Origin of the sequence: Kitasatospora xanthocidica, assembly GCF_014656195.1 — a bacterium.
Taxonomy (GTDB): Bacteria; Actinomycetota; Actinomycetes; order Streptomycetales; family Streptomycetaceae; genus Kitasatospora; species Kitasatospora xanthocidica.
This window is the reverse complement of record NZ_BNBY01000005.1, coordinates 259,784-283,089: the sequence shown is the minus strand read 5'-3', so window position 1 is coordinate 283,089 and position 23,306 is coordinate 259,784. Positions and strand designations below refer to the sequence as shown.

Annotated in this window: 15 protein-coding genes; 7 read left to right on the top strand and 8 right to left on the bottom strand. The window is 72.9% G+C overall.

Annotation, left to right across the window (positions count from 1 at the left end; translation table 11 throughout):
• Nucleotides 1-1,893, bottom strand: a complete 1,893-nt coding sequence (locus IE332_RS11625; protein WP_189915703.1) for a serine/threonine-protein kinase — start codon at nucleotides 1,891-1,893, stop codon at nucleotides 1-3.
• A 178-nt stretch (nucleotides 1,894-2,071) separates the two neighbouring features.
• On the opposite strand from IE332_RS11625, the gene IE332_RS11620 reads away from it, so the two are divergent.
• Nucleotides 2,072-4,351: an FdhF/YdeP family oxidoreductase gene (locus tag IE332_RS11620; protein ID WP_189915702.1), complete on the top strand. Its 2,280-nt coding sequence runs from the start codon at nucleotides 2,072-2,074 to the stop codon at nucleotides 4,349-4,351.
• A 64-nt stretch (nucleotides 4,352-4,415) separates the two neighbouring features.
• Here the strand turns inward: IE332_RS11620 and IE332_RS11615 are convergent, their stop codons facing one another.
• Complete coding sequence (locus IE332_RS11615) at nucleotides 4,416-5,969, bottom strand: C40 family peptidase (RefSeq protein ID WP_229928523.1); 1,554 nt, start codon at nucleotides 5,967-5,969, stop codon at nucleotides 4,416-4,418.
• A 333-nt stretch (nucleotides 5,970-6,302) separates the two neighbouring features.
• Between IE332_RS11615 and IE332_RS11610 the strand changes: the two genes are divergently transcribed.
• Nucleotides 6,303-7,475, top strand: coding sequence for an inorganic phosphate transporter (locus IE332_RS11610; RefSeq protein ID WP_189915872.1), 1,173 nt, complete (start codon nucleotides 6,303-6,305; stop codon nucleotides 7,473-7,475).
• Between the two features lie 26 nt (nucleotides 7,476-7,501).
• Entirely contained in the window at nucleotides 7,502-7,753 is a 252-nt protein-coding gene (locus IE332_RS11605) for a hypothetical protein (protein WP_189915701.1), read from the top strand.
• A 101-nt stretch (nucleotides 7,754-7,854) separates the two neighbouring features.
• Here IE332_RS11605 and IE332_RS11600 read toward each other — a convergent pair whose 3' ends face one another.
• Both IE332_RS11600 and IE332_RS11595 read right to left on the bottom strand, forming a co-directional pair.
• Nucleotides 7,855-9,351, bottom strand: a complete 1,497-nt coding sequence (locus IE332_RS11600) for an MDR family MFS transporter (RefSeq protein ID WP_189915855.1) — start codon at nucleotides 9,349-9,351, stop codon at nucleotides 7,855-7,857.
• 212 nt (nucleotides 9,352-9,563) lie between these two features.
• The gene (locus IE332_RS11595; protein ID WP_229928521.1) at nucleotides 9,564-10,013 is read right to left on the bottom strand and encodes a MarR family winged helix-turn-helix transcriptional regulator; all 450 of its coding nucleotides are present in this window, start codon (nucleotides 10,011-10,013) and stop codon (nucleotides 9,564-9,566) included.
• Nucleotides 10,014-10,138: 125 nt separating this feature from the next.
• On the opposite strand from IE332_RS11595, the gene IE332_RS11590 reads away from it, so the two are divergent.
• A complete protein-coding gene (locus tag IE332_RS11590; RefSeq protein ID WP_229928520.1) occupies nucleotides 10,139-11,179 on the top strand; it encodes an ABC transporter permease in 1,041 nt (346 codons plus the stop codon).
• Nucleotides 11,180-11,296: 117 nt separating this feature from the next.
• Here the strand turns inward: IE332_RS11590 and IE332_RS11585 are convergent, their stop codons facing one another.
• The 4 genes from IE332_RS11585 to IE332_RS11570 form a co-directional block, all read right to left on the bottom strand.
• Nucleotides 11,297-12,511: an ROK family protein gene (locus IE332_RS11585; protein WP_189915699.1), complete on the bottom strand. Its 1,215-nt coding sequence runs from the start codon at nucleotides 12,509-12,511 to the stop codon at nucleotides 11,297-11,299.
• 30 nt (nucleotides 12,512-12,541) lie between these two features.
• Nucleotides 12,542-13,108: a GtrA family protein gene (locus IE332_RS11580; protein ID WP_189915698.1), complete on the bottom strand. Its 567-nt coding sequence runs from the start codon at nucleotides 13,106-13,108 to the stop codon at nucleotides 12,542-12,544.
• 78 nt (nucleotides 13,109-13,186) lie between these two features.
• The gene (gene lon / locus IE332_RS11575) at nucleotides 13,187-15,595 is read right to left on the bottom strand and encodes an endopeptidase La (RefSeq protein ID WP_189915697.1); all 2,409 of its coding nucleotides are present in this window, start codon (nucleotides 15,593-15,595) and stop codon (nucleotides 13,187-13,189) included.
• A gap of 200 nt (nucleotides 15,596-15,795) precedes the next feature.
• Nucleotides 15,796-16,575, bottom strand: a complete 780-nt coding sequence (locus IE332_RS11570; protein ID WP_189915696.1) for a rhomboid-like protein — start codon at nucleotides 16,573-16,575, stop codon at nucleotides 15,796-15,798.
• 561 nt (nucleotides 16,576-17,136) lie between these two features.
• On the opposite strand from IE332_RS11570, the gene IE332_RS11565 reads away from it, so the two are divergent.
• The 3 genes from IE332_RS11565 (at nucleotide 17,137) to IE332_RS11555 (ending at nucleotide 23,140) form a co-directional block, all read left to right on the top strand.
• Nucleotides 17,137-17,874 (top strand): response regulator transcription factor, encoded by a 738-nt coding sequence (locus tag IE332_RS11565; RefSeq protein ID WP_189915695.1) that lies wholly within the window; start codon nucleotides 17,137-17,139, stop codon nucleotides 17,872-17,874.
• Nucleotides 17,875-17,969: 95 nt separating this feature from the next.
• Nucleotides 17,970-19,157 carry a sensor histidine kinase gene (locus IE332_RS11560; protein ID WP_189915694.1) on the top strand — a complete coding sequence of 396 codons (1,188 nt, stop codon included), beginning with the start codon at nucleotides 17,970-17,972 and terminating at the stop codon, nucleotides 19,155-19,157.
• Nucleotides 19,158-19,390: 233 nt separating this feature from the next.
• Entirely contained in the window at nucleotides 19,391-23,140 is a 3,750-nt protein-coding gene (locus IE332_RS11555; protein WP_189915693.1) for a multifunctional oxoglutarate decarboxylase/oxoglutarate dehydrogenase thiamine pyrophosphate-binding subunit/dihydrolipoyllysine-residue succinyltransferase subunit, read from the top strand.
• The last annotated feature ends 166 nt before the right edge of the window (nucleotides 23,141-23,306 follow it).

Below are 23,306 nucleotides of genomic sequence, written 5' to 3'. Positions count from 1 at the left end.
TCAGGGGCCGAACATCTCCTCCACCAGGTCCTCGTCCGAGACGTGGTCCGGGGCGTCGAACACCACGTCCGCGACGCCCTTCAGGCCGAGCCCGCGGTCCAGCGCGTCCATGCAGGCCCGCGCCTCCTCGTCACCGGCGAAGTCCCACACCCGCAGCCGCCGCACCAGCACCAGCGCCTCCATCGGGCTCATCCTCGGCCGCCGCCGCTGCGGACCGCCCGCGCCCCTGCGGCCCGCCCGGGCGAGCCGCTGCTGGTAGCCGGCCAGGTCCTGCCAGGCCTGCGCGGTGCTCGGGTGGTGCTCGCCCAGCACCCGGGCGAGGTCCGGCAGCAGCGCGTGCAGCTGGATCACCGCGCTCTGCAGGTCGTTGCGGTTGGCGTGGTGCACCGCGAGGTCGTGCCGGGCCTTCAGCAGCCGGGTGTCCTGCGGGCCCCAGGTGGCGTGCAGATCGGGCAGCAGCTCGTTCAGCAGCCGGATCGCGGTGACCACCGCGCCGCTCTCGCCGATGCACCACACCAGGTGGTAGCGGGCGCCGAGGGTGTCCGGGTCGAGCGGGCCGAGTACCGAGCGCATGTCGTCCACCACGCTCGTCAGCAGCCGGATCGCGCCGTCCAGGTCCCCGGCCCGGCTGAGGTACCAGGTGAAGTCCCGCCAGGTGCACAGGGTGTCCCGGTCGCCCGCGCCGAGCGCGGTCACGCACTCCTGGGCGACGGCCTGCAGCAGGATCGCCGACTCCCCGGCCGTCGCCGCCCGGTAGGCGGCCGAGCGCCGCTCGCGCAGCGCGGCCCGTACGGCCTCGGAGGGCGGCGCGGCGAGCACCGGCGGCGTCGTCAGCGGCGACAGCACCGACGGAGCGACGGGCGGCGCGACCGGCGGCGCGGGTGCGGGCACGGCAGGCGGAACGGCGGGCGGAGCGGCGGGCGGCGCCGTCGGTGGAGCGGCCGGGGGCAGGACGGGCGGCGCGGGCGGCACCACCGGCCCGGCCGCGGGCGCGGCCGCCACGGGCGCGCCCCGGTCCACCACCGTCGGCACCGCCGCCGGCGCGCCCGTCCCACCGCCCGGCGCCGCGGCCAGCTCCGCCAGCCTGCGTTCGACCGCCCGGGCGTCGGCCGGCCGGTCCGCCGGGTCCTTCGCCAGCAGCTCCGCGACCAGCCCGGCCACCTGCGGCGGCAGTCCGAACTGGGCCGGGTCCAGTGCCGGGGGCGGCTCGTTGAGGTGCTGGTACATCAGCACCGGCGTCGAGTCACCGCCGAACGGCCGTGCCCCGGTGAAGAGTTCGACCAGGACGCAGCCGAGCGCGTACAGGTCGGCGCGGCCGTCCACCCGGCCGCCGGTCCACCGCTCGGGCGCCATGTACGCCGGGCTGCCGACGATCGTCCCAGTGGTGGTCAGCCCGCCCGCGCCGGTGTCCAGCTGGGCGATGCCGAAGTCCAGGACCTTGAGGTGGCCGGCGTCGGTGATCATCACGTTGTCCGGCTTGATGTCCCGGTGCACCATGCCCGCGTCGTGCGCGGTCGCCAGCGCGTCGCTGATCTGCCGTCCCCAGCGCAGGCTGAGCTCGGGCCCGGGCAGTCCGCCGCGCAGCACCTCGGTCAGGGTGCGGCCGGTGAGCAGCTCCATCACCAGGAAGGTGACCTCCCGGTCGCCGACCTCGCACTGGCCGAGGTCGTGCACGGTCACGATGTGCGGGTGCGAGAGGTTGCCGGCCGCGCAGGCCTCCCGGACGAACCGCAGGGCCGCCTTCGCCTGGTCGCCGTCGTGGTGCCCGATGACCTTGACCGCCACCGGCCGCCGCATCCGGGTGTCCCGGGCCCGCCACACCACCCCGAAACCGCCCTGGCCGAGCTTCTCCACCAGTTCGTACCGGCCGTCCAGGACGTCACCGACTCGCACGCGCCCCTCCCCATCCGCCCTGACGGACCCATCCGCCATGACGGAGAGGACTCTACCGACGCCGTCCACCGCCCCTCCCCGAGCCCTGGGCCCAGGTGGAAGGATGGACACCGAGCCCCGCGACGGAGCGGCGGCCCCGGCGGTACGGCCGGATCCAGCAGAGCCGAGGAGAGCGGTCATGGCCAAGCAGGCCCCGCAGAGCGACCCGGCGCAGGACGCCCCCGAGGTGTCGGCGCCCCAGCACGCGGCCGCCGGGCTGCCCGCCGTCGGCCACAGCCTGCGGATGGCCGCGGAGCAGATGGGCGCCCGCCGCACCCTCGCCACCCTGCTCAAGGTCAACCAGCCCGACGGTTTCGACTGCCCGGGCTGCGCCTGGCCCGAGCCGGACAAGACGCACACCGCCGAGTTCTGCGAGAACGGCGCCAAGGCCGTGGCCGAGGAGGCCACCGAGCGCCGGATCCGCGCCGAGTTCTTCGCCGCCCACCCGGTCGCCGAGCTGGCCGAGCGGTCCGGCTACTGGCTGGGCCAGCAGGGCCGGCTCACCCAGCCGATGCTGCTCGACGAGGGCGCCACCCACTACACGCCGGTCTCCTGGGACGACGCCTTCGCGCTGATCGCCGAGGAGCTGCGCGCCCTGGACACCCCGGACGGCGCCGCCTTCTACACCTCCGGCCGCACCAGCAACGAGGCCGCCTTCGCGTACCAGCTGTTCGCCCGCCGGCTCGGCACCAACAACCTGCCGGACTGCTCCAACATGTGCCACGAGTCCTCCGGCTCGGCGCTCACCGAGACGCTCGGCGTCGGCAAGGGCAGCGTCAGCCTCAAGGACCTCTACCAGGCCGACCTGATCATCGTGGCCGGTCAGAACCCGGGCACCAACCACCCCCGGATGCTCTCCGCGCTGGAGCGGGCCAAGCGGGCCGGCGCCACGATCGTCAGCGTCAACCCGCTGCCGGAGGCCGGGCTGGAGCGGTTCAAGAACCCGCAGAACGCCCGCGGCCTGGTCGGCCACGGCACCAAGCTGACCGACCTCTTCCTGCAGATCCGCCTCGGCGGGGACCTCGCGCTGTTCCGCGCGCTCAACCGGATCGTCCTGGAGCAGGACGGCGTGGACCACGCCTTCGTCACCGAACACTGCCACGGCTTCGAGGAGTTCGAGGCCCAGGCCCGGACGACGGACCGGGCGGAGGTGCTCGCCGCGACCGGCCTGCCCTGGGAGCAGATCGAGGAGCTCGGCCGGCTGGTGCTGGGCTCGAAGAAGATCATCGTCTGCTGGGCGATGGGCCTCACCCAGCACAAGCACGCCGTCCCGACCATCCGCGAGGTGGTCAACTTCCTGCTGCTGCGCGGCAACGTCGGCCGTCCCGGCGCCGGCGTCTGCCCGGTGCGCGGGCACAGCAACGTCCAGGGCGACCGGACGATGGGCATCTTCGAGCGCCCCGCCAAGGCCTTCCTCGACGCGCTGGAGAACGAGTTCGGCTTCGAGCCGCCGCGCGAGCACGGCCTCGACTCGGTCGACACCATCCGCGCGATGCGCGACGGCAAGGTCAAGGTCTTCTTCGCGATGGGCGGCAACTTCGTCGCGGCCACCCCGGACACCGAGGTCACCGAGGCGGCGATGCGCCGCTGCCGGCTCACCGTCCACGTCTCCACCAAGCTCAACCGCTCGCACGTGGTCACCGGCGCCCGCGCCCTGATCCTGCCCACCCTGGGCCGCACCGACCGGGACGTCACCGGTGCCGGCGCCCAGTTCGTCAGCGTCGAGGACTCGATGGGCCAGGTGCACGCCTCCCGCGGCGGACTGCGTCCGCCCGCGCCGGGCCTGCTCTCCGAGACCGCGATCGTCTGCCGCCTCGCCCGCGCCGTCCTCGGCCCGCGGGACACCCTGCCGTGGGAGGAATTCGCGAACGACTACGACACCCTGCGCGAGCGGATCGCCCGCGTCGTCCCGGGCTTCGCGGACTACAACGAGAAGGTCCGCCGCCCCGGCGGCTTCACCCTGCCGCACGGCCCGCGCGACTCCCGTACCTTCCCGACCGCGACGGGCCGGGCCAACTTCACCGTCAACCCGCTGACCGCCCCCGAGGTCCCGCCGGGCCGCCTGCTGCTGCAGACCCTGCGCTCGCACGACCAGTACAACACCACGATCTACGGCCTCGACGACCGCTACCGCGGCATCAAGGGCGGCCGCCGCGTCGTGCTGGTGAACCCCGACGACGCCGCCGACCTGGGCCTCACCGAGGGCGAGTACGTCGACCTGGTCGGCGAGTGGAAGGACGGCGTCGAGCGGCGCGCCCCGCACTTCCGTGTCGTCCACTACCCCGTCGCCCGCGGCGGGGCGGCGGCCTACTACCCGGAGACCAACGTCCTGGTGCCGCTGGACTCCACCGCGGACATCAGCAACACCCCCACCTCCAAGGCGGTCGTCATCCGCTTCGAGCCCGACAGCGGCGAATAGCCCCGGACGCGCGGAGGCCGCCCCCGTCCTCGGACGTGGGGCGGCCTCCGCGTGGGTGGACCCGTCAGTGGGTCGGCGTCCCCAGCGGCAGGGTGGCCGTGGCGGTGCCGGGGAGGGAGGCGGTGGCCGAGCCGGTCCCGCTCGGGGTGCCCGCCGGGGTGCCGGTCCCGGTCCCGGTCGGGGTGGGCGTGCCCGGGGTGCCGGTCGGAGTCGGGGTGCCCGGGGTCCCGGTCGGGGTCGGGGTGCCGGTCGGGGTGCCGGTCGGCGTCTGCGTCGGGGCCGGCGTGCCGGTGCCCGAGGGCGTGCCCGGGTCGGTCGGGGTGCCGCCGGGGGTGGTCGGCGTGCCGGTGGGCTGGCCCGGGGTGGCCGGCGGCGTGGTGGGCTGGGTGGCCGGCGGGGTCGGCTTGGCCGGGCTGGGCGCGATCGGGGTGACGGCGTCCCAGCCGGCCGGCAGGTCCGGGACCTTCCAGGTGCCGCCCGCGTCGTCGGCCGCGCCGGACGGGTCCGGCCGGACGGCGCCGAGGATCGGCATCGAGCCGATCGGCGACACCTTGATGAACGCGCCCGGGCGGGGCGCCTGCACGATCAGCCCGCCGCCGATGTACATCCCGATGTGCGAGGCGTCCTGGAAGTAGACCACCAGGTCGCCGGGCCGCAGCTGGTTCAGCGCGACGTGCGGCAGCTGCGCCCACTGCTCCTGGCTGGTGCGCGGGATCGCCTTGCCGGCGTGCAGCCAGGCCTGCGAGGTGAGGCCGGAGCAGTCGTAGGCGTCCGGTCCGGTGCCGCCCCACAGGTACGGCTTGCCCACCTGGGCCAGCGCGAAGGCGATCGCCCCGCGCCCCTGCAGGGAGGGGGTGCGCTCGCCCTTGCCGAGCGCCCCGGAGGCGAGGAAGGCGAGCTGGGCCTCGTCGGCCTTGGCCTTCTCCAGCTGCTCCAGCTCGGTGCGCTGCGCACCGGTCAGCGAGGCGACGGCCTGCTCGACGGCGGTGAGGTCGGCGGCCGCCTTGGCCTTGGCGGCGTCCTGCTGGGCGACCAGGCTCTGGGAGGTCTTCAGGGCCTCCTCGGTCTGCTTCTTCAGCCCGTCCAGCTCGTCCCGGTCGCTCTTCAGCCGGTTCAGGAACTCCGACTGGGAGCGGCTGGCCGTGGCGAGCAGTTCGGCGATGGTGACCGCCTCGTACGGGTCCTTGGAGAGCAGCAGTTCGGCGTAGGCGGAGGCGGCGCCGTTGCGGTACTGGGCGGCGGCGAGCTGCGAGGCGATGTCGGTGCCGGCGTCGACCTGCTTCTGCTGGCGCTCCAGCCGGCCCTGGAGGTCGGTGAGCGAGGCCTGCTGCTCGGTCACCTTGGCGACCGCGCCGTTGTACTGCTCGGTGGCGGCCTCGGCGCTCTGGTAGAGGGCGTGCAACTGGTCGAGCAGCGGGCCGAGGGTGGCCTTGGCGGCGGCGAGCGGATCGGAGCCGGCGACGACCGTCCCGGTGCCCGGGTCGGGCGCGGCCCAGGCGGCTCCGGCGGCGGCCGGCAGGGCGAGCGCGGCGGCCGCGAGGACGGCTCCGCAGCGCAGGGCCGCCCGTACCCAGGGGCGTACGCCTGCCGTCTCCGTACGCTGTGCAGCCCCGCCCATGGGTTGGTCCTCCCCGCCCGTGCCCTGTCCCGGTCTCCCGGATCCCGCAGATCCTCCCACGTGTTACTCGCCGGAAACAGGGCGCACGCGGACCGGGAGGTTAATTCTCGATTGATCTGTGAGACAGGTCTCAGCAAACCCGAACGAACCAGGGCGTTCTTCGCTAATGTCCAGTTCAGCGCGGCCTCGGCCACCCGAACGAAAGCTTACGGACACCCTGGGTCCACCATCGGAACCACGATTCCCGGCTCAGTTCACCTTCCGTTTACCCAGCCGACCTACGGTCGCGACAGTCATCAACGTCCGTGCGACAACTAAGACGATTGTTTGGGTATGGAACACATCTCGTTCCTGGTGGCCGTTGTGATCATCACGGCGCTCGCCTTCGACTTCACCAACGGGTTCCACGACACCGCCAACGCGGCCGCCACCGCGATCGCGACCGGAGCTCTTCGTCCGAAGGTCGCGGTCACCATCGCGGCCGTCCTCAACTTCGCGGGCGCGTTCCTCTCCGTGAAGGTCGCCACCACCATCTCCGGCGGCATCGTCAACGAGAAGGCCGGGGTCCATCCCGAGATCATCTTCGCCGCACTGGCCGGAGCGATCCTCTGGAACCTGCTGACCTGGCTGCGCGGCCTGCCGTCCAGCTCCTCGCACGCGCTGTACGGCGGCCTGATCGGCGCCACGATCGTCGGCGTCGGCATGAACGGCGTCAACTTCGACACCGTGGTCACCAAGATCATCATCCCCGCGGTCGCCTCCCCGTTCGTCGCCGGACTCGCCGCCTGGGGCGCGACCAAGCTGGCCTACGCGATCACCCGCAAGGGCGACGACGCGGCCACCGAGAAGGGCTTCAAGACCGGCCAGATCTTCTCGTCCTCGCTGATCTCGCTGGCGCACGGCACCAACGACGCCCAGAAGACGATGGGCATCATCACCCTGACCCTGGTCTCGGTCGGCGCCCTGCCGCACGGCGCGCTGCCGCCCACCTGGGTGATCGTCTCCGCGGGTGCCGCGATCGCGCTCGGCACCTACATGGGCGGCTGGCGGATCATCCGCTCGATGGGCAAGGGCCTGGCCGACATCCGTCCGCCGCAGGGCTTCGCCTCCGAGTCGGCCGCCGCGACCGTCATCCTGACCTCCTCGCACATGGGCTTCGGCCTCTCCACCACCCAGGTCTGCTCCGGCGGCATCATGGGCGCCGGCCTCGGCGGCCCGAAGGGCGAGCTGCGCTGGAGCCTGGTCCGCCGCATGGTCTACACCTGGGGCCTGACCCTGCCGGCCGCCGCGCTGGTCTCCGGCGGCGCGGCCCTGCTGGCCGAGCAGGGCACCTGGGGCATCGTCCTGGTCGGCGTCGCGCTGGTGTCCGGCTCGGGCGCGATGTGGCTGATCTCCCGCCGCCAGCCGGTCGGCGCGGACAACGTCAACGACGTCACCCCGGTCGAGGTGGCGCCCACCGTCACCGCGAACGTCCCCACCCCCGCCTCAACCACGGTCGCGGCCTGAGCGCCGCAGGCTGAGGAGCACTCACCATGCACATCAAGTGGAACGCCCTGGCGCAGACCGCCGGCTTCAGCTTCGGCATCACCGTCGCCGTCGTCGCCGTCTTCGCCCTCGGCATCCTGGCCCTGTCCCGCCGCGAGGCCTCGCTGAGCGCCGCCCGCGAGGGCTCGGGCGCCCCGGCCGCGGGCGGGGCCAAGCTGGCCCTGGCCGGCGCGTACGTCTGCTTCGCGGCCTGCGCCGCGACGGTCGGCTACGGACTGATGCTGATCGCCGGCAAGTAGCCGCCGCGGCACGAGCAACGGGCCGGGGAGTGTCTCGACACTCCCCGGCCCGTTCGCGTATCCCGTCGGCCCGCTCCCCGGCGGTCGGTTCTCCCGGGTGGTCAGTTCTCCTGGGTGGTCTTCAGCACCGTCTCCCGGATGAACAGCACGGTGACGAAGGCCAGCGCGGCGAACGGGGCGGCCCACAGGAAGACGGTGCCGACCCCGTGGCCGAAGGCGTCGGTCACCAGCGGGAGGATCGGGGCGGGCAGCTTGTGCAGGTCCGGGATGCCGCCGCCGGTCGCCGCGTGCCCGGCCGGGATGTGCGCGGCGGCCAGGTTCTCCGTCAGGTAGTGGCCGACCTTGTTCGTCATCAGCGCGCCGAGCGCGGAGACGCCCATCGCGCCGCCCATGGTGCGGAAGAAGGTGACCACCGAGCTGGCCGCGCCGAGCTCGTGCCGGGGCACCGTGTTCTGCACCGCGAGCACCAGGTTCTGGCTGGTCAGGCCGAGGCCGACGCCGGTGATCGCCATGTAGACGGAGAGCAGCACGTAGTCCGTGTCGGCCCGGGCGGTGCCCAGCAGGCCGAAGCCGACCGCGAGCAGCGCGGTGCCGGCGACCAGGTAGGCCTTCCACCGGCCGTACTTGGTGATCAGTCGCCCGGCCACGGCGGAGGAGACCGCCAGGCCGAGGATCATCGGCAGGGTCATCAGACCGGCCATCGTCGGGGACTTGGCGCGGGCCAGCTGGAAGTACTGGCTGAGGAAGGTGGTCGCGCCGTACATCCCGACGCCGACCAGCACGCTGGCGAGGGCGGACAGGGTAACGGTCCGGTACTTGAAGAGGTCCGGCGGGATGATCGGCTCGGCGGCGCGGCGCTCGACCACGACGGCGAGCGCGCCCAGCACCAGGCCGCCGCCGACCATGGCCGCGGTCTGCCAGGACAGCCAGGCGTAGTTCTTGCCGGCCAGCGTGATCCAGATCATCAGCAGGCTGACCGAGGCGGTGATGACCAGCGCGCCCAGGTAGTCGATCTTCGCCTTGCGCTTGACCACCGGCAGCTTGAGGGTCCGCTGCACCACCAGGATCGCGGCCACCGCGAACGGGATGCCGACGTAGAAGCACCAGCGCCAGCCCAGCCAGGAGGTGTCCACGATGACGCCGCCGATCAGCGGGCCGCCGATGGTGGCGAGGGCGAAGACGGCGCCGAAGTAGCCGCTGTACCGGCCGCGCTCGCGCGGCGGGACCATCGCGGCCAGGCAGATCTGGCCCAGCGCGACGACACCGCCGGCGCCGACGCCCTGCAGCGCGCGGCAGGCGATCAGCTCGGCCGTGTTCTGCGACAGGCCGGCCAGCGCGGAGGTCGCGATGTAGATCAGCAGGGCGATCTGCAGCAGCAGCTTCTTGCTGGCGAGGTCGGAGAGCTTGCCCCAGATCGGGGTGGAGGCGGTGAGGGTGAGCAGCGCCGCGGTGATCACCCAGGTGTACGCGGACTGGCCGCCGTGCAGGTCGGCCAGGATGTGCGGCAGGGCGTTGGAGACGACGGTCGAGGAGAGCACGGCCACGAAGAGGCCGAGCAGCAGGCCGGAGAGCGCCTCCATCACCTGTCGGTGGGTCATCTGTCGGTCGTCGACGGCGGCGGCGGTGCCGCTCGCGGCCTCGGTGGTCACGGTCATCTGGGTCCTTCGGCGCGGGCGTGCGGGATACGCGCATCATGAAAGTTCGTTGCCTTAAGCAACCATAAGATGAGATGGTTGAATTAGGCAACTTTCTTCAAGGCCAGGTAAAGAGACCGGCGCCGCCGACCGGGGCGCACCGCCGCGGACCCCGGTCAGTCGACCGGCGGCTCCGCCAGCACGTCGTTGAACCGGTGCAGCAGCTCAGCGAAGCGCACCGTGTCCTCCTGCGACCAGCCGCCCATCACCTCGTGCACCCGCCGCATCCGGGCGTCCCGGGCGGCCAGGTAGCGCCGCCGCCCGTCCTCGGTCAGCGACACCAGCGCGGCCCGGCGGTCCAGCGGGTCGGCCTCCCGGGCCACCAGCCCGAGCTCCTCCAGCGCGCGGATCTGCCGGCTCACCGTCGCCTTGCCCACCGTGAAGTGGGCGCCGACGTCGGTCACCCGGACCCTCCCGGCCTGCTCGACGTAACCGAGCAGGCTGTACGCCATCCCCTCCAGCCCGGGGTGCACCCGGCGTGAGAGTTCCGCCACTCTGGCCCGGCCCCGCCGGAACATCAGCGCGACCTCGCGCTCCACCGCCACCAGGGCTTCCTCGTCGCTCACCGCGCCAGTATCGCCCAGTGCCCCGGGCCGCCCGCGGCGCGGGAGGTGCGACAAGCCAACTACTTCATGGTATGAAGTATCGGTTCTGGAAGATCCGTTTTTCCCCGATACGCAAGGAGATGTGGATGGCAGCCCCGGGGCAGGGTTTCGTCGCCGAACTGAAGAGCGCGGTCACCCCGCGCGCGGCACTGCTCGTGATCGGGGTGCTGCTGCTCCAGCTCGGGTTCATCACCTCCTACATCGGGGCGCTGCACAAGCCGGCCCCGCAGAACCTCTCCATCGCGGTGGTCGCCCCGCCGCAGGTCGCCCCCAAGCTGGTCGGGGCGCTGGAGGCGGTCCCGAACGACGCCGTCAAGGCCGTCACCGCGCCGGACGCCGAGACCGCGACCGCGCAGATCAAGGACCAGAAGATCTACGCCGCCTGGGTCGTGAACCCGACCGGCACCGAGGACACCCTGCTGGTCGGCGGCGCCCGCGGCCCGTCCGCCGCCAAGGCCGCCGAGACCATCACCACCGCGATCGACAGGAGCCAGGGCCGTACGGTCAAGGTCGAGGACGTCCTGCCGCTCGCCAAGGGCGACACCAACGGCCTCTCCTCCTTCTACCTGGTCATCGGCTGGTGCGTCGGCGGCTACCTGGTCGCCTCGATCCTCGGCATCAGCGCCGGCTCCAAGCCGGCCAACGCCCACCGCCTGCTGATCCGGCTGGGTGTCCTGGCGCTCTACTCGGTCGCGGCCGGCCTCGGCGGCACGATCATCGCCGGGCCGGTGCTGGACGCCCTGCCGGGCTCGATCCTCTCGCTCACCGCCATCGGGGCCCTGGTGGTCTTCTCGGTCGGCGCGTTCACCATGGCGCTGCAGTGCCTGTTCGGGATCATCGGCATCGGCCTCGCGGTGCTGGTCTTCGTCGTCCTGGGCAACCCGAGCGCGGGCGGGGTCTACCCGGCGCCGATGATGCCGCCGTTCTGGCGGGCCATCGGCTCGGTGATCCCGAACGGCGCCGGCACCGCCGCCACCAAGTCGATCGCCTACTTCGGCTCCACCAACCTGGGGATGCCGATCCTGGTGCTGGTCGTCTGGGCGCTGATCGGCATCGGCGTCGCCTTCCTGGGCGTCGTCCGCGGGACCCGCACCGAGGAGCGCGAGCCCGTGGCCGTCGCGGCCTGATCCCGCTCCCCCTCTGCCCCCGAGCCCCCGGCCCCACCGGCCGGGGGCTCGGCGCGTCCCGGGGCGGCACGCACGGGTGGGGCGGCCCGTACGGGCGGTACGGCACGCACGGGCCGGTCAGCCGCCCGCGAGCGGGGCCGGGTCGGCGACGATGGCCCGCACCACGCTCACCGCGGCTCCCAGCAGCGGGCCGCGACGGCCCAGCCGGGAGACGGTCAGCCGGTCCTCCGACCACGGCCGGACGGTCACCCGGGCGGTCAGTTCGGCGCGCATCGCGGGGAGCAGCCAGGGCGCCAGCCGGGCGTAGCCGCCACCCAGGACCACCTCGGCCGGGTCCAGCAGGTTGACGGCTCCGGCGGCCGCGATGCCGAGCGCCGAGCCGGCCCCGGCCAGGGCGGCGCGGGCCGACTCCTGGCCGGCCGCGGCGCGCTCGGCGAGCAGCGGCACCCAGTCGCCCCGGGCGCCGGCCAGCCCGGCCGCCCGCAGCACCGCCGCGTCGCCCGCGTACCGCTCCAGGCAGCCGTGGGCGCCGCAGGCGCAGCGGGGTCCGCCCGGGTGGACCGGCACGTGGCCGAACTCGCCCGCGTAGCCGCGCGCGCCGCGCAGCAGGCGTCCGCCGACCACGATCGCCGCGCCGACCCCGGCCTCGGCCGAGACGTAGAGGAAGTCCTCCGGCCCGTCGCCCAGCCAGCGCTCGGCCAGTCCGCCGAGGTTGGCCTCGTTGTCGGCCTCGACGGGCAGTTCGGCCAGGCCGTCCGCGGCCGGGCGCAGCGCGGCGCGCAGTTCGGCGGCCAGCGGGACGTCCTGCCAGTCCAGGTTGGCGGCCCGCCGCAGCAGGGCGCCGGAGGTGTCGACCAGCCCGGGCACGGCCAGGGTGAGCCCGGCCGGGCGCAGGCCGGCCTCGGCGACGGCCGCGCGCAGCAGCGCGGCGAGGTCGGCCATGACGGCGGCGGGCTCCCGGCCGTGGTTGGCGACCTCGCGGCGCCGTACCGCCCGGACCTCCCCGCGCAGGTCGACCACGCAGGCGCCCAGGTGCCGGACGCCGATCTCGGCGCCGAGGCCGCCGGGGCCGAGCGGGTTGAGTCCGAGCGCGGTGCCGGGGCGGCCGACCTTGCCGCTGGGCGTGGCGGGGCCCGCCTCGACCACCAGGCCGCCGGCGATCAGCTGTTCGGTGAGGGAGGAGACCGCGGCCCTGGTCAGTCCGGTCTCGGCGGCCACCTCGGCGCGCGAGCGCGGTCCGCTCGCGATCACCCCGAGCACCAGGGCCAGGTTGGCCCGGCGCATGCCCTGCTGGCTGGCGGGCCCGGTCCGGACGCCGTCCGGCTCGCGCATCAGGCTCACCTCGCCCCTTTGCTACGGCTGCTACGGCACATCCCGCCGCATTTCGGGTGCAGCGTAACCGGGTTCCGGGGCCGTCGTGCGGACCAGGGCGGGCTCGGCGCCGGGGCGGTCGGCGAGCCGGGTGAAGACCCACCGCTGCATCGCCCAGAAGCGGAACAGCATCGCGACGAAGGTGCCGACGACCATGCCGCTGAGGAAGTCCGCGGCCTCCTGGGCGAAGGGGCTGACGAACGGCTCGCGCAGGTCCAGGACGTACCGGGAGATCACCAGCGGTACGTCGTTGACGCCGATCGCCACCGCGCTGACCAGGAAGAACAGCAGGACCTCACGCTGCCGGCCGCCGGACCGGAAGGCCCAGCGGCGGTTCAGCACGTACGAGACGACGGTGGCGATCACGGTCGCGACGGTGAGGGCGACCACCGGCTTGTGCTGCAGCACGGTGAACTTGAGTTCGAGGTTGATCACCGTGGTGAGCACGAAGCAGCCGCTCCCGACCAGCAGGAACTTCACCAGCCGGCGGTGCCGCACCAGGAAGGGGCGCAGCCGGTCCGGCACCCGGGCCAGCGCGCGCTGCGTGGGGGACGGCATCTCCGCAGTCTCGCACGCGGGGATGCCGTCGGCCCCCCGGACCGGAGAACCGGGGGGCCGACGGCCGGGCGGCGCCGGTCAGGCCGCGACGGCCAGCACCTCGGCCGGCTCCAGCGCCAGCTCCAGCACCTCGCGGACGTCCGCGACCGGGTGGACGGTGAGCCGCTCCAGCACCGCGGCCGGGACGTCGTCCAGGTCGGCCTCGTTGCGCTTGGGGATGATCACCGTGGTGACCCCGGCCCGGTCGGCGGCGAGCAGCTTCTGCTTCACCCCGCCGATCGGCAGCACCCGCCCGGTGAGCGACACCTCGCCGGTCATCGCCACGTCGGTGCGCACCTTGCGGCCGGAGAGCAGCGAGGCCAGCGCCGTGGTCATGGTGATGCCGGCGCTCGGCCCGTCCTTGGGGACGGCCCCGGCCGGGACGTGCAGGTGCACGCCGCGGTCGCGCAGCGAGGTGACCGGCAGCTCCAGCTCGGCGCCGCGCGAGCGCAGGTAGGAGAGCGCGATGTGCGCGGACTCCTTCATCACGTCGCCCAGCTGCCCGGTGAGGGTCAGCCCGGTGCCGCCGGTCTCGGCGTCGGCGAGCGAGGCCTCGATGTAGAGGACGTCGCCGCCGGCGCCGGTCACCGCGAGGCCGGTGGCCACGCCGGGGACGGCGGTGCGGCGCTCGGCCGGCTCCTGGGCGGCCTCCGGCACGTGGTGCGGCCGGCCGATCAGCGCGCGCAGGTCCTGGGCGCCGACCGCGGCGGGCAGCTCGCGCTCGCCCAGCTCGGCCTGCGCGGCGATCTTGCGCAGCACCCGGGCGATCGAGCGCTCCAGGTTCCGGACGCCCGCCTCCCGGGTGTACTCCCCGGCGAGCCGGCGCAGCGCCGACTCGTCCACGCTGACCTGCTCACCGCCGAGGCCGGCCTTCTCCAGCTGGCGCGGGAGCAGGTGGTCGCGGGCGATGACGACCTTCTCGTCCTCGGTGTAGCCGTCCAGCCGGACCAGCTCCATCCGGTCGAGCAGCGGCTCGGGGATGGACTCCAGCACGTTGGCGGTGGCGAGGAAGACGACGTCGGAGAGGTCGAGCTCGACCTCCAGGTAGTGGTCCCGGAAGGTGTGGTTCTGCGCCGGGTCCAGCACCTCCAGCAGGGCGGCGGCCGGGTCCCCCCGGTAGTCGGAGCCGACCTTGTCGATCTCGTCGAGCAGGACGACCGGGTTCATCGAGCCGGCCTCCTTGATCGCCCGCACCAGACGGCCGGGCAGCGCGCCGACGTAGGTGCGCCGGTGGCCGCGGATCTCGGCCTCGTCCCGGATGCCGCCGAGCGCGACCCGGACGAACTTGCGGCCCATGGCGTGGGCCACGCTCTCACCGAGCGAGGTCTTGCCGACCCCGGGCGGCCCGACCAGGGCCAGCACCGCGCCCCCTCGGCGCCCGCCGATCAGGCCGAGCCCCTGGTCGGACCGCCGCTTGCGGACGGCCAGGTACTCGACGATGCGCTCCTTCACGTCGGTCAGGCCGGCGTGGTCGGCGTCCAGCACCGCGCGGGCACCGGCGATGTCGTACGCGTCCTCGGTGCGCTCGTTCCAGGGCAGCTCCAGGACGGTGTCCAGCCAGGTGCGGATCCAGGAGCCCTCGGGCGACTGGTCGGAGGAGCGCTCCAGCTTGTCGACCTCCTTGAGCGCCGCCTCGCGGACCTTCTCGGGGAGGTCGGCGGCCTCGACCCGGGCGCGGTAGTCGCCCTCCTCGTCGGCCGCCTCGCCGTTCAGCTCGGCCAGCTCCTTGCGGACGGCCTCCAGCTGGCGGCGGAGCAGGAACTCCTTCTGCTGCTTGGCCACGCCCTCCTCGACGTCCTTGCGGATGGTGTCGTTGACCTCCTCCTCGGCGAGGTGGTCGCGCAGCAGGGTCAGCGCGTACTCCAGCCGGGCGACCTGGTCGGCCTCCAGCAGCACCTTGAGCTTCTGCTCGGCGGTGACGAAGGGCGCGTAGCCGATGTTGTCGGCGAGCTCGCCGACGCCCTCGATCTGCGCGACCCGGTCGACGATCTGCCAGGCGCCGCGCCGGCGCAGCCACTGGGTGGAGAGCGCCTTGTACTCCTTGACCAGCTCGGCGGCCCGGCCGGCCACCGGGGTGCCCACCGAGGACTCCCGGAAGGGCGTGGTCTCCACCCAGAGGGCGGCGCCGGGGCCGGTGGTGCCGACGCCGATCCGGAGCCGGCGGACGGCGCGCACCAGCGCGACCGGCTGCCCGTCGGCGTTCGGGCCGTCGGCCAGCCGGCCGACCTGCTCCACGACGGCCAGCGTGCCGGCCGCCGCGTACGAGCCGTCCACCCGCGGGACCAGCAGGACCTGCGGCTTGCCGCCGGTGTCCGCGGCCCGGGCGGCCTCGACGGCGGCGCGTACCTCGGTGTCCTTCAGGTCCAGCGGGACGACCATGCCCGGCAGGACGACCTCGTCGTCGAGCGGCAGCACGGGCAGGGTGAGCGGTGTGGACGTCGATGCCATGATCTCTCCCCAGTCAGTGAAGTTGAGTCGACCTGACTAAGGCTCGGCGGGCGCCGGTTGTTCCCGGCACCTGGTTCGCCGTGAGCGAACACGATCCGGCCGGGAAGGCCCCGCGGGCGGGCCGCGGGGCGGCCGTCAAAAGGGCACGGAGAACAGACCGGACGGCACCGGGACAGCACCCGGCGCACCCCCGGAATTCCTCAGCGCGCGGTCCGCACGTGCGCCCCGCCGCGCGCGGGCGCGGCACCGCCGGCCGGCGCCGCGGCCGGACGCGGCCGGGGCGGGCGCCGCTCGGCCCGGCGCAGCCAGCGCCACAGCGCCACCCCGGTGAGCACCGCCGCCGGGTGCCCCACGGCGGTGACCACGTCCCGGTCGGAGGCGATCTGTTCGGCGATCATCAGCCCGGCGCCGCCCAGGGCGACCAGCCGCCCGCGCCAGGAGAGCAGCCCGGCCACCGCGCCCAGACAGGCGAGCACGCCGTAGCTGACCCCGATGTCCAGGTGGTCCATGACCTCGGGCGCCATCCGCCCGGTCTCCACCGCGACGACCACCACGCCCTGGGAGAGCAGGGTGGCCGTGACGTGGCCGATCGCGAAGACCGCCGCCGCCCGGGCCGGCCCGACCCTGCGCTCCAGCGGTGCGAGGGTGAAGGCGAATCCCCACAGGTAGGGCATCCAGACTTCACCGGCCACCCAGAAACCACTCAGGACCAGGGCCCGCACGGGGTGCTGCAGCAGGTTGTGCCCGTCGGAGCTGGAGGCCTCCTGCAACCGCTGCACGAGTTCCGGGTCGGCGAGCCGGGCGAAGGTCGTGGTGGCGCCCACGACGGCGAGGTACCCGAGCGTGAAGGGGTTGCGCCGGGGCGTCGGCACCCGGTCCAGCAGCCACCGCACGGCGCCGGTGCGCAGCCCGAGCCGGAGCATTCCGTACGGCGCTCCCGCGGGCACGCGGCCCCCGGCGTCCTGCCGCAGTCCCGCCATGCCGCCTCCGCTCGACGCCGCGGCCAACCGGCCCGCCCGGCGCCCGGGGCACCGGCGCGCGCCGCGGATCGCGCCCGGTCGGATGTTGTCGTGGCCACGGTACGTCGAGGTTCTGAGAGGCACCTGGGAAAAGCCCGTGAAGACCGTCGACGTAGCGGACCGCCGGATTCCTGAAATTGGTCCAGACCTTGTTCCCATTAACGCGTCAGTAGGGCCTCTGACCGGCGACTTGGCGTCAACTGGACTGCATACGTACCGTTACGCGGTGAAAATTCGCCGGGTAAGGTATCGGCCCGTGCCCACTCGTGCAGTGGGTCCGCGGGCGGCTCGAACAGCCGGCCCACGGGCCGGAAACGTCCGGTCCACCTGCCGGAAAGCATCCGCTGTCCGTACGCTGCGAAGTGCGCGGGAGAAGTGGGCGGCCGACCAGTCCGTCCTCGCCTCCCGATCGCGCGACGGGACGGCGGACCCGGCACAGTCCACGACGGAACAAGACTACGAGCGGAGCCCCGCCATCCCCACAGGTGGCCGGCCCGCAGCCCTGGGGGCGGTGGCGTGACCGTGACAGAAATTCAGCAGGACAACCACAACGCCGGCGGCGCGGTGAGCAGCCAGCGCAGAGTGCTGGTGGTTGAGGACGAACCCACGATCGCCGAGTCGATCGCGGCCCGACTGGGCGCGGAGGGGTTCAAGGTCGCCGTGGCCCACGACGGCCCCGGCGCGGTCGACGGCTTCCACACCTGGCAGCCGGACCTCGTCGTCCTCGACATCATGCTGCCCGGCTTCGACGGCCTGGAGGTGTGCCGCCGGATCCAGGCCCAGCGCCCGGTGCCGGTACTGATGCTGACCGCGCGCGACGACGAGACGGACCTGCTGGTCGGCCTCGGCGTCGGTGCCGACGACTACATGACCAAGCCGTTCTCGATGCGCGAACTGGCCGCCCGGGTCAACGTGCTGCTGCGCCGCGTCGAGCGCGCCCAGCAGGCGGCCCGCACGCCCGCGCTCGGCAGCCTGCGCTTCGGCGAGCTGGAGATCGACCACGTGCAGCGCCGGGTCCGGCTGGCCTCGGGCGACGTCCACCTGACGCCGACCGAGTTCGACCTGCTCGCCTGCCTGGCCGCCCAGCCGCGCGCGGTGCTCACCCGCGAGCAGCTGCTGGCCGAGGTCTGGGACTGGACCGACGCGTCCGGCACCCGCACCGTGGACAGCCACGTCAAGGCGCTGCGCCGGAAGATCGGCGCCAGCTGGATCCGCACCGTGCACGGCGTCGGGTACGCACTGGAGGCCCCGCTCTCCTAGGACGGCGAGCACCGGGCGACGGGCCACCGGGGGGCCCGTGTCCGGACGACGCCGTGCCACCACGCGGGGGAAGACACGCGGGGACACAGAGACCAATGACCTTTCCACAGCAACGCAACGGGGATTCCGCCGGCACGCGGCCGCGGACCCTCGCCGCCCGTGCCGCCAGCCGGGTCTGGGCCGACATCCGGCCGCTCGACCCGGTCCGCTCGATCAAGGGCAAACTCGCCCTGCTCGTGATCGTCTCCGTGTTCCTGGCCACCGGAATGGTGGTCGTGGCGATCCGGTCCGAGACCCAGATCCGGATCATCATGGTCTTCTCCATGATCGCCTCACTGCTGTTCATGCAGTTCCTCGCGCACGGGCTGACCGCCCCGCTGCGCGAGATGACGGAGGCCGCCCGCACCATGGCCTCCGGCGACTACAGCCGCCGGGTCGAGGTGAGTTCGCGCGACGAGATCGGCGAACTGGCGGCCGCCTTCAACGCGATGGCCGCCGACCTGGAGGCCGCCGACCAGCACCGGCGCGAGCTGGTCGCCAACGTCTCGCACGAGCTGCGCACGCCGATCGCCGCGCTGCGCGCCGTCCTGGAGAACGTGGTCGACGGCGTCGTCCAGCCCAATCCGGCGACGCTCGGGGCGGCGCTGGAGCAGACCGAGCGGCTCGGCCGCCTGGTCACCCACCTGCTCGACCTCTCCAAGATCGACGACGGCGTGGTCGACCTGGACGCCCGCCCCTTCGAGGTGCGCGAGTTCCTGGACGGCGTGCTGCGCGGGGTCACCGTGGACGGCGCGACGGCCGGCGGGGCCTTCTCCCGGCGCGGGGACGTCCGGCTGGCCCTGGAGGTCAGCCCGGCCGGCCTGACCGGCGTGGCGGACCCGGAGCGGCTCCACCAGGTGGTCGCCAACCTGGTCGACAACGCCTGCAAGCACTCCCCGCCCGGCGGCACCGTGACGGTGCGCGCCAGGCCCGACTGCGAGGACGGCGCACTGGTGCTGGAGGTCCAGGACGAGGGCCCCGGCATCCCGCCGGCCGACCGCACCCGGGTCTTCGAGCGGTTCAGCCGCAGCGGCACCGCGACGGCCTCCGGCCCGGGCTCGGACGGCGGCACCGGCCTCGGCCTGGCCATCGCCCGCTGGGCCGTGGACCTGCACGGCGGACGGATCGCGGTGGCCGAGTCGCCGAGCGGCTGCCGGATCGAGGTCCGGCTGCCCGGGCGGCGCCAGGTCGAGGGCCAGGACATTTGTCACAGATCCGACACAGACGCATACGAAGATCGTTAGAGGATTTCCGTGGGGGTTTGTCCGTTTTCCTGCGGATATAGCCCCTCGCCGAGGTCGATCGGTTCCCCTCAGATGCGGCTTTCTAACGTACTTTTTCGGCCAAAGTGCAGGTCAGGACTGTGATCTGGGTGACGCCTGGCCCCCGGGGACTGCGCGATCACTGGTCAGGGGCGTAGCCTTAATCCCCGCTGTCCAAACATCCCAAAAGGAAGCGGAAGAGGGCGGTTGCCGCCGTGTCGCCACAGTCCCCTGAAACCCCCAACAGCTCGGCAAGCTCCACTGGCTTCGGCCCCAATGAGTGGCTCGTCGACGAGATCTACCAGCAGTACCTCCAGGACCCGAACTCGGTCGACCGAGCCTGGTGGGACTTTTTCGCCGACTACAAGCCCGGTACCGAGGTGACCCCAGTGACCCAGGCCGCGACCCAGGCCGGCCCCACGCCGACCCCTGCCGCTGCCCCCGCGCCCGCCGCCGCTGCTGCTCCGGCCGCGACCGCCCCCGCCGCACCGGCCGCTCCGGCCGCTCCGGCTCCGGCTGCCGCCCCGCTCGCCGCCGCGCCCGCCGCGCCCCCGGCCCCGAAGGCCGCCGCCCCGGCCGTGGCCGCGCCGGCCCCGGCCGCCGGCCCCGAGCTGATCCAGCTGCGCGGCCCGGCCAAGGCCGTCGCCACCAACATGGACGCCTCGCTGGAGGTGCCGACCGCGACCTCGGTCCGCGCCGTGCCGGCGAAGCTGTTGATCGACAACCGCATCGTCATCAACAACCACCTGCAGCGCGCCCGTGGCGGCAAGGTCTCCTTCACCCACCTGATCGGCTACGCCCTGGTCCAGGCCATCAAGGCCTCCCCGGGGATGAACTACAGCTACAAGGTGGAGGACGGCAAGGCCTTCCTGGTCAAGCCGGAGCACGTCAACCTCGGCCTGGCGATCGACCTGGTCAAGCCGAACGGCGACCGCCAGCTGGTCGTCGCGGCGATCAAGAAGGCCGAGACGCTCGACTTCTTCGGCTTCTGGCAGGCCTACGAGGACATCGTCCGCCGGGCCCGCGCCAACAAGCTGACCATGGACGACTTCACCGGCGTCACGGTCTCGCTGACCAACCCCGGCGGCATCGGCACCGTGCACTCCGTGCCGCGCCTGATGCAGAACCAGGGCACCATCGTCGGCGTCGGCGCCATGGAGTACCCGGCCGAGTTCCAGGGCTCCGCCCCGGAGACCCTGGCCCGCCTGGGCGTCTCCAAGATCATGACGCTGACCTCGACCTACGACCACCGCGTCATCCAGGGCGCGGCGTCGGGCGAGTTCCTGCGCACGATCCACCAGCTGCTGCTCGGGCAGAACGGCTTCTACGACGAGATCTTCGAGTCGCTGCGGATCCCGTACGAGCCGGTCCGCTGGGCCACGGACGTCGCCACCACCCACGACGACGAGGTCAACAAGACCGCCCGCGTCATGGAGCTCATCCACGCGTACCGCGTGCGCGGCCACCTGATGGCCGACACCGACCCGCTGGAGTACAAGCAGCGCAAGCACCCCGACCTGGACGTCGTCCAGCACGGCCTCACCCTGTGGGACCTGGAGCGCGAGTTCGCGGTCGGCGGCTTCGGCAGCCAGAAGATGATGAAGCTCCGCGACATCCTCGGCCTGCTGCGCAACACGTACTGCCGCACCGTCGGCATCGAGTACATGCACATCCAGGACCCGAAGCAGCGCAAGTGGCTGCAGGAGCGCCTGGAGAAGCCGTACACCAAGCCGGAGCGCGAGGAGCAGCTGCGGATCCTCCGCCGCCTGAACTCGGCCGAGGCCTTCGAGACCTTCCTGCAGACCAAGTACGTCGGGCAGAAGCGGTTCTCGCTGGAGGGCGGCGAGTCGCTCATCCCGCTGCTGGACGCCACCATCGACGCCGCCGCCGAGCACCGCCTCGACGAGGCCGTCATCGGCATGGCCCACCGCGGCCGCCTGAACGTGCTGGCCAACATCGTCGGCAAGCCGTACGCCCGGATCTTCGGCGAGTTCGAGGGCAACCTCGACCCGAAGTCGATGCACGGCTCGGGCGACGTCAAGTACCACCTGGGCGCCGAGGGCACCTTCACCGGCCTGGACGGCGAGACCATCAAGGTCTCGCTGGCCGCCAACCCGTCCCACCTGGAGACGGTCGACCCGGTCGTCGAGGGCATCGTCCGCGCCAAGCAGGACATCCTGGACCAGGGCGGCACCACCTTCCCGGTGCTGCCGATCCAGGTCCACGGCGACGCGGCCTTCGCCGGCCAGGGCGTGGTCGCGGAGACCCTGAACATGTCGCAGCTGCGCGGCTACCGCACCGGCGGCACGATCCACCTGGTGGTCAACAACCAGGTCGGCTTCACCGCCGCCCCGGCGTCCTCGCGCTCCTCGATGTACTGCACCGACGTGGCCCGGATGATCGAGGCCCCGATCTTCCACGTGAACGGCGACGACCCGGAGGCCGTGGTCCGCGTCGCGCGGCTCGCCTTCGAGTTCCGCCAGGAGTTCCACAAGGACGTGGTGATCGACCTCATCTGCTACCGCCGCCGCGGTCACAACGAGGCCGACAACCCGTCGTTCACCCAGCCGCTGATGTACGACCTGATCGACAAGAAGCGCTCGGTGCGCAAGCTGTACACCGAGGGCCTGATCGGTCGCGGCGACATCACCATGGAAGAGGCGGAGCAGGCGCTCCAGGACTTCCAGGGCCAGCTGGAGAAGGTCTTCGCCGAGGTCCGCGACGCGGCCCAGGCGCCGGCCGACGCCACCGCCGGCAAGCCGGTCGCCGACTTCCCGGTCTCCATCCAGACCGGCATCTCCCAGGAGATGGTCAAGCGGATCGCCGCCTCGCAGGTCAACCTGCCGGACTGGCTGACCGTCCACCCGCGCCTGCTGCCGCAGCTGCAGCGCCGCGCCGCCTCGGTCGAGGACAACACCATCGACTGGGCGATGGGCGAGACCCTCGCCATCGGCTCGCTGCTCATGGAGGGCCACCCGGTCCGCCTAGCCGGCCAGGACAGTCGCCGCGGCACCTTCGGCCAGCGGCACGCCGTCCTGATCGACCGCAAGACCGGCGAGGACTACACCCCGCTGCAGTACCTCACCGAGGACCAGGCCCGCTACACCGTCTACGACAGCCTGCTGTCGGAGTACGCGGCCATGGGCTTCGAGTACGGCTACTCGCTGACCCGCCCGAACGCGCTGGTCATGTGGGAGGCGCAGTTCGGCGACTTCGTCAACGGCGCGCAGACCGTGGTGGACGAGTACATCGCCTCCGCCGAGCAGAAGTGGGGCCAGCACTCCGGCGTCACCCTGCTGCTGCCGCACGGCTACGAGGGCCAGGGCCCGGACCACTCGTCCGCCCGCCCGGAGCGCTTCCTCCAGCTGTGCGCGCAGAACAACATGACGGTCGCCATGCCGACCCTGCCGTCGAACTACTTCCACCTGCTGCGCTGGCAGGCGCACAACCCGCACCACAAGCCGCTGGTCGTCTTCACCCCGAAGTCGATGCTGCGTCTGAAGGCCGCGGCGAGTGCGACCGAGGAGTTCCTGTCCGGCTCGTTCCGCCCGGTCATCGGCGACACCACCGTCGACCCGGCGCAGGTCCGCAAGGTGGTCATCACCGCCGGCAAGTTCTACTACGACCTGGAGGCGGCCCGCACCGAGCGCGGCGTCACCGACACCGCGATCGTCCGGGTCGAGCGGCTCTACCCGCTGCCGGTGGCCGAGCTCCAGGAGGAGCTGGCCCGCTACGGCGAGAACGTCCAGTTCGTCTGGGCGCAGGAGGAGCCGGACAACCAGGGTGCCTGGCCGTTCATCGCGATGAACCTGGTCGACCACCTGCAGGTCGTCATCGGCCGCAGCGCCGGCGGCTCCCGCCTGCGCCGCGTCGCCCGCACGACGGCTTCGTCGCCCGCGGTCGGCTCGGCCAAGCGGCACGCCGCCGAGCAGCGCGCGCTGATCGAAGAGGTCTTCTCGCTCTGACGCGCTGACGCGCTGAAGCTCCGAGGGCTCACCGGCCCCCGCCCTCCCACCCGGGAGGGCGGGGGCCGCGTCGTTTCCCGGCAGAACCGTTTCACCGTCACGCCATGTCAAGGTCCCAGCTCTGCAACCAAACCGGAACCGCCGTGCACGAGCTCCTGACGGGTCG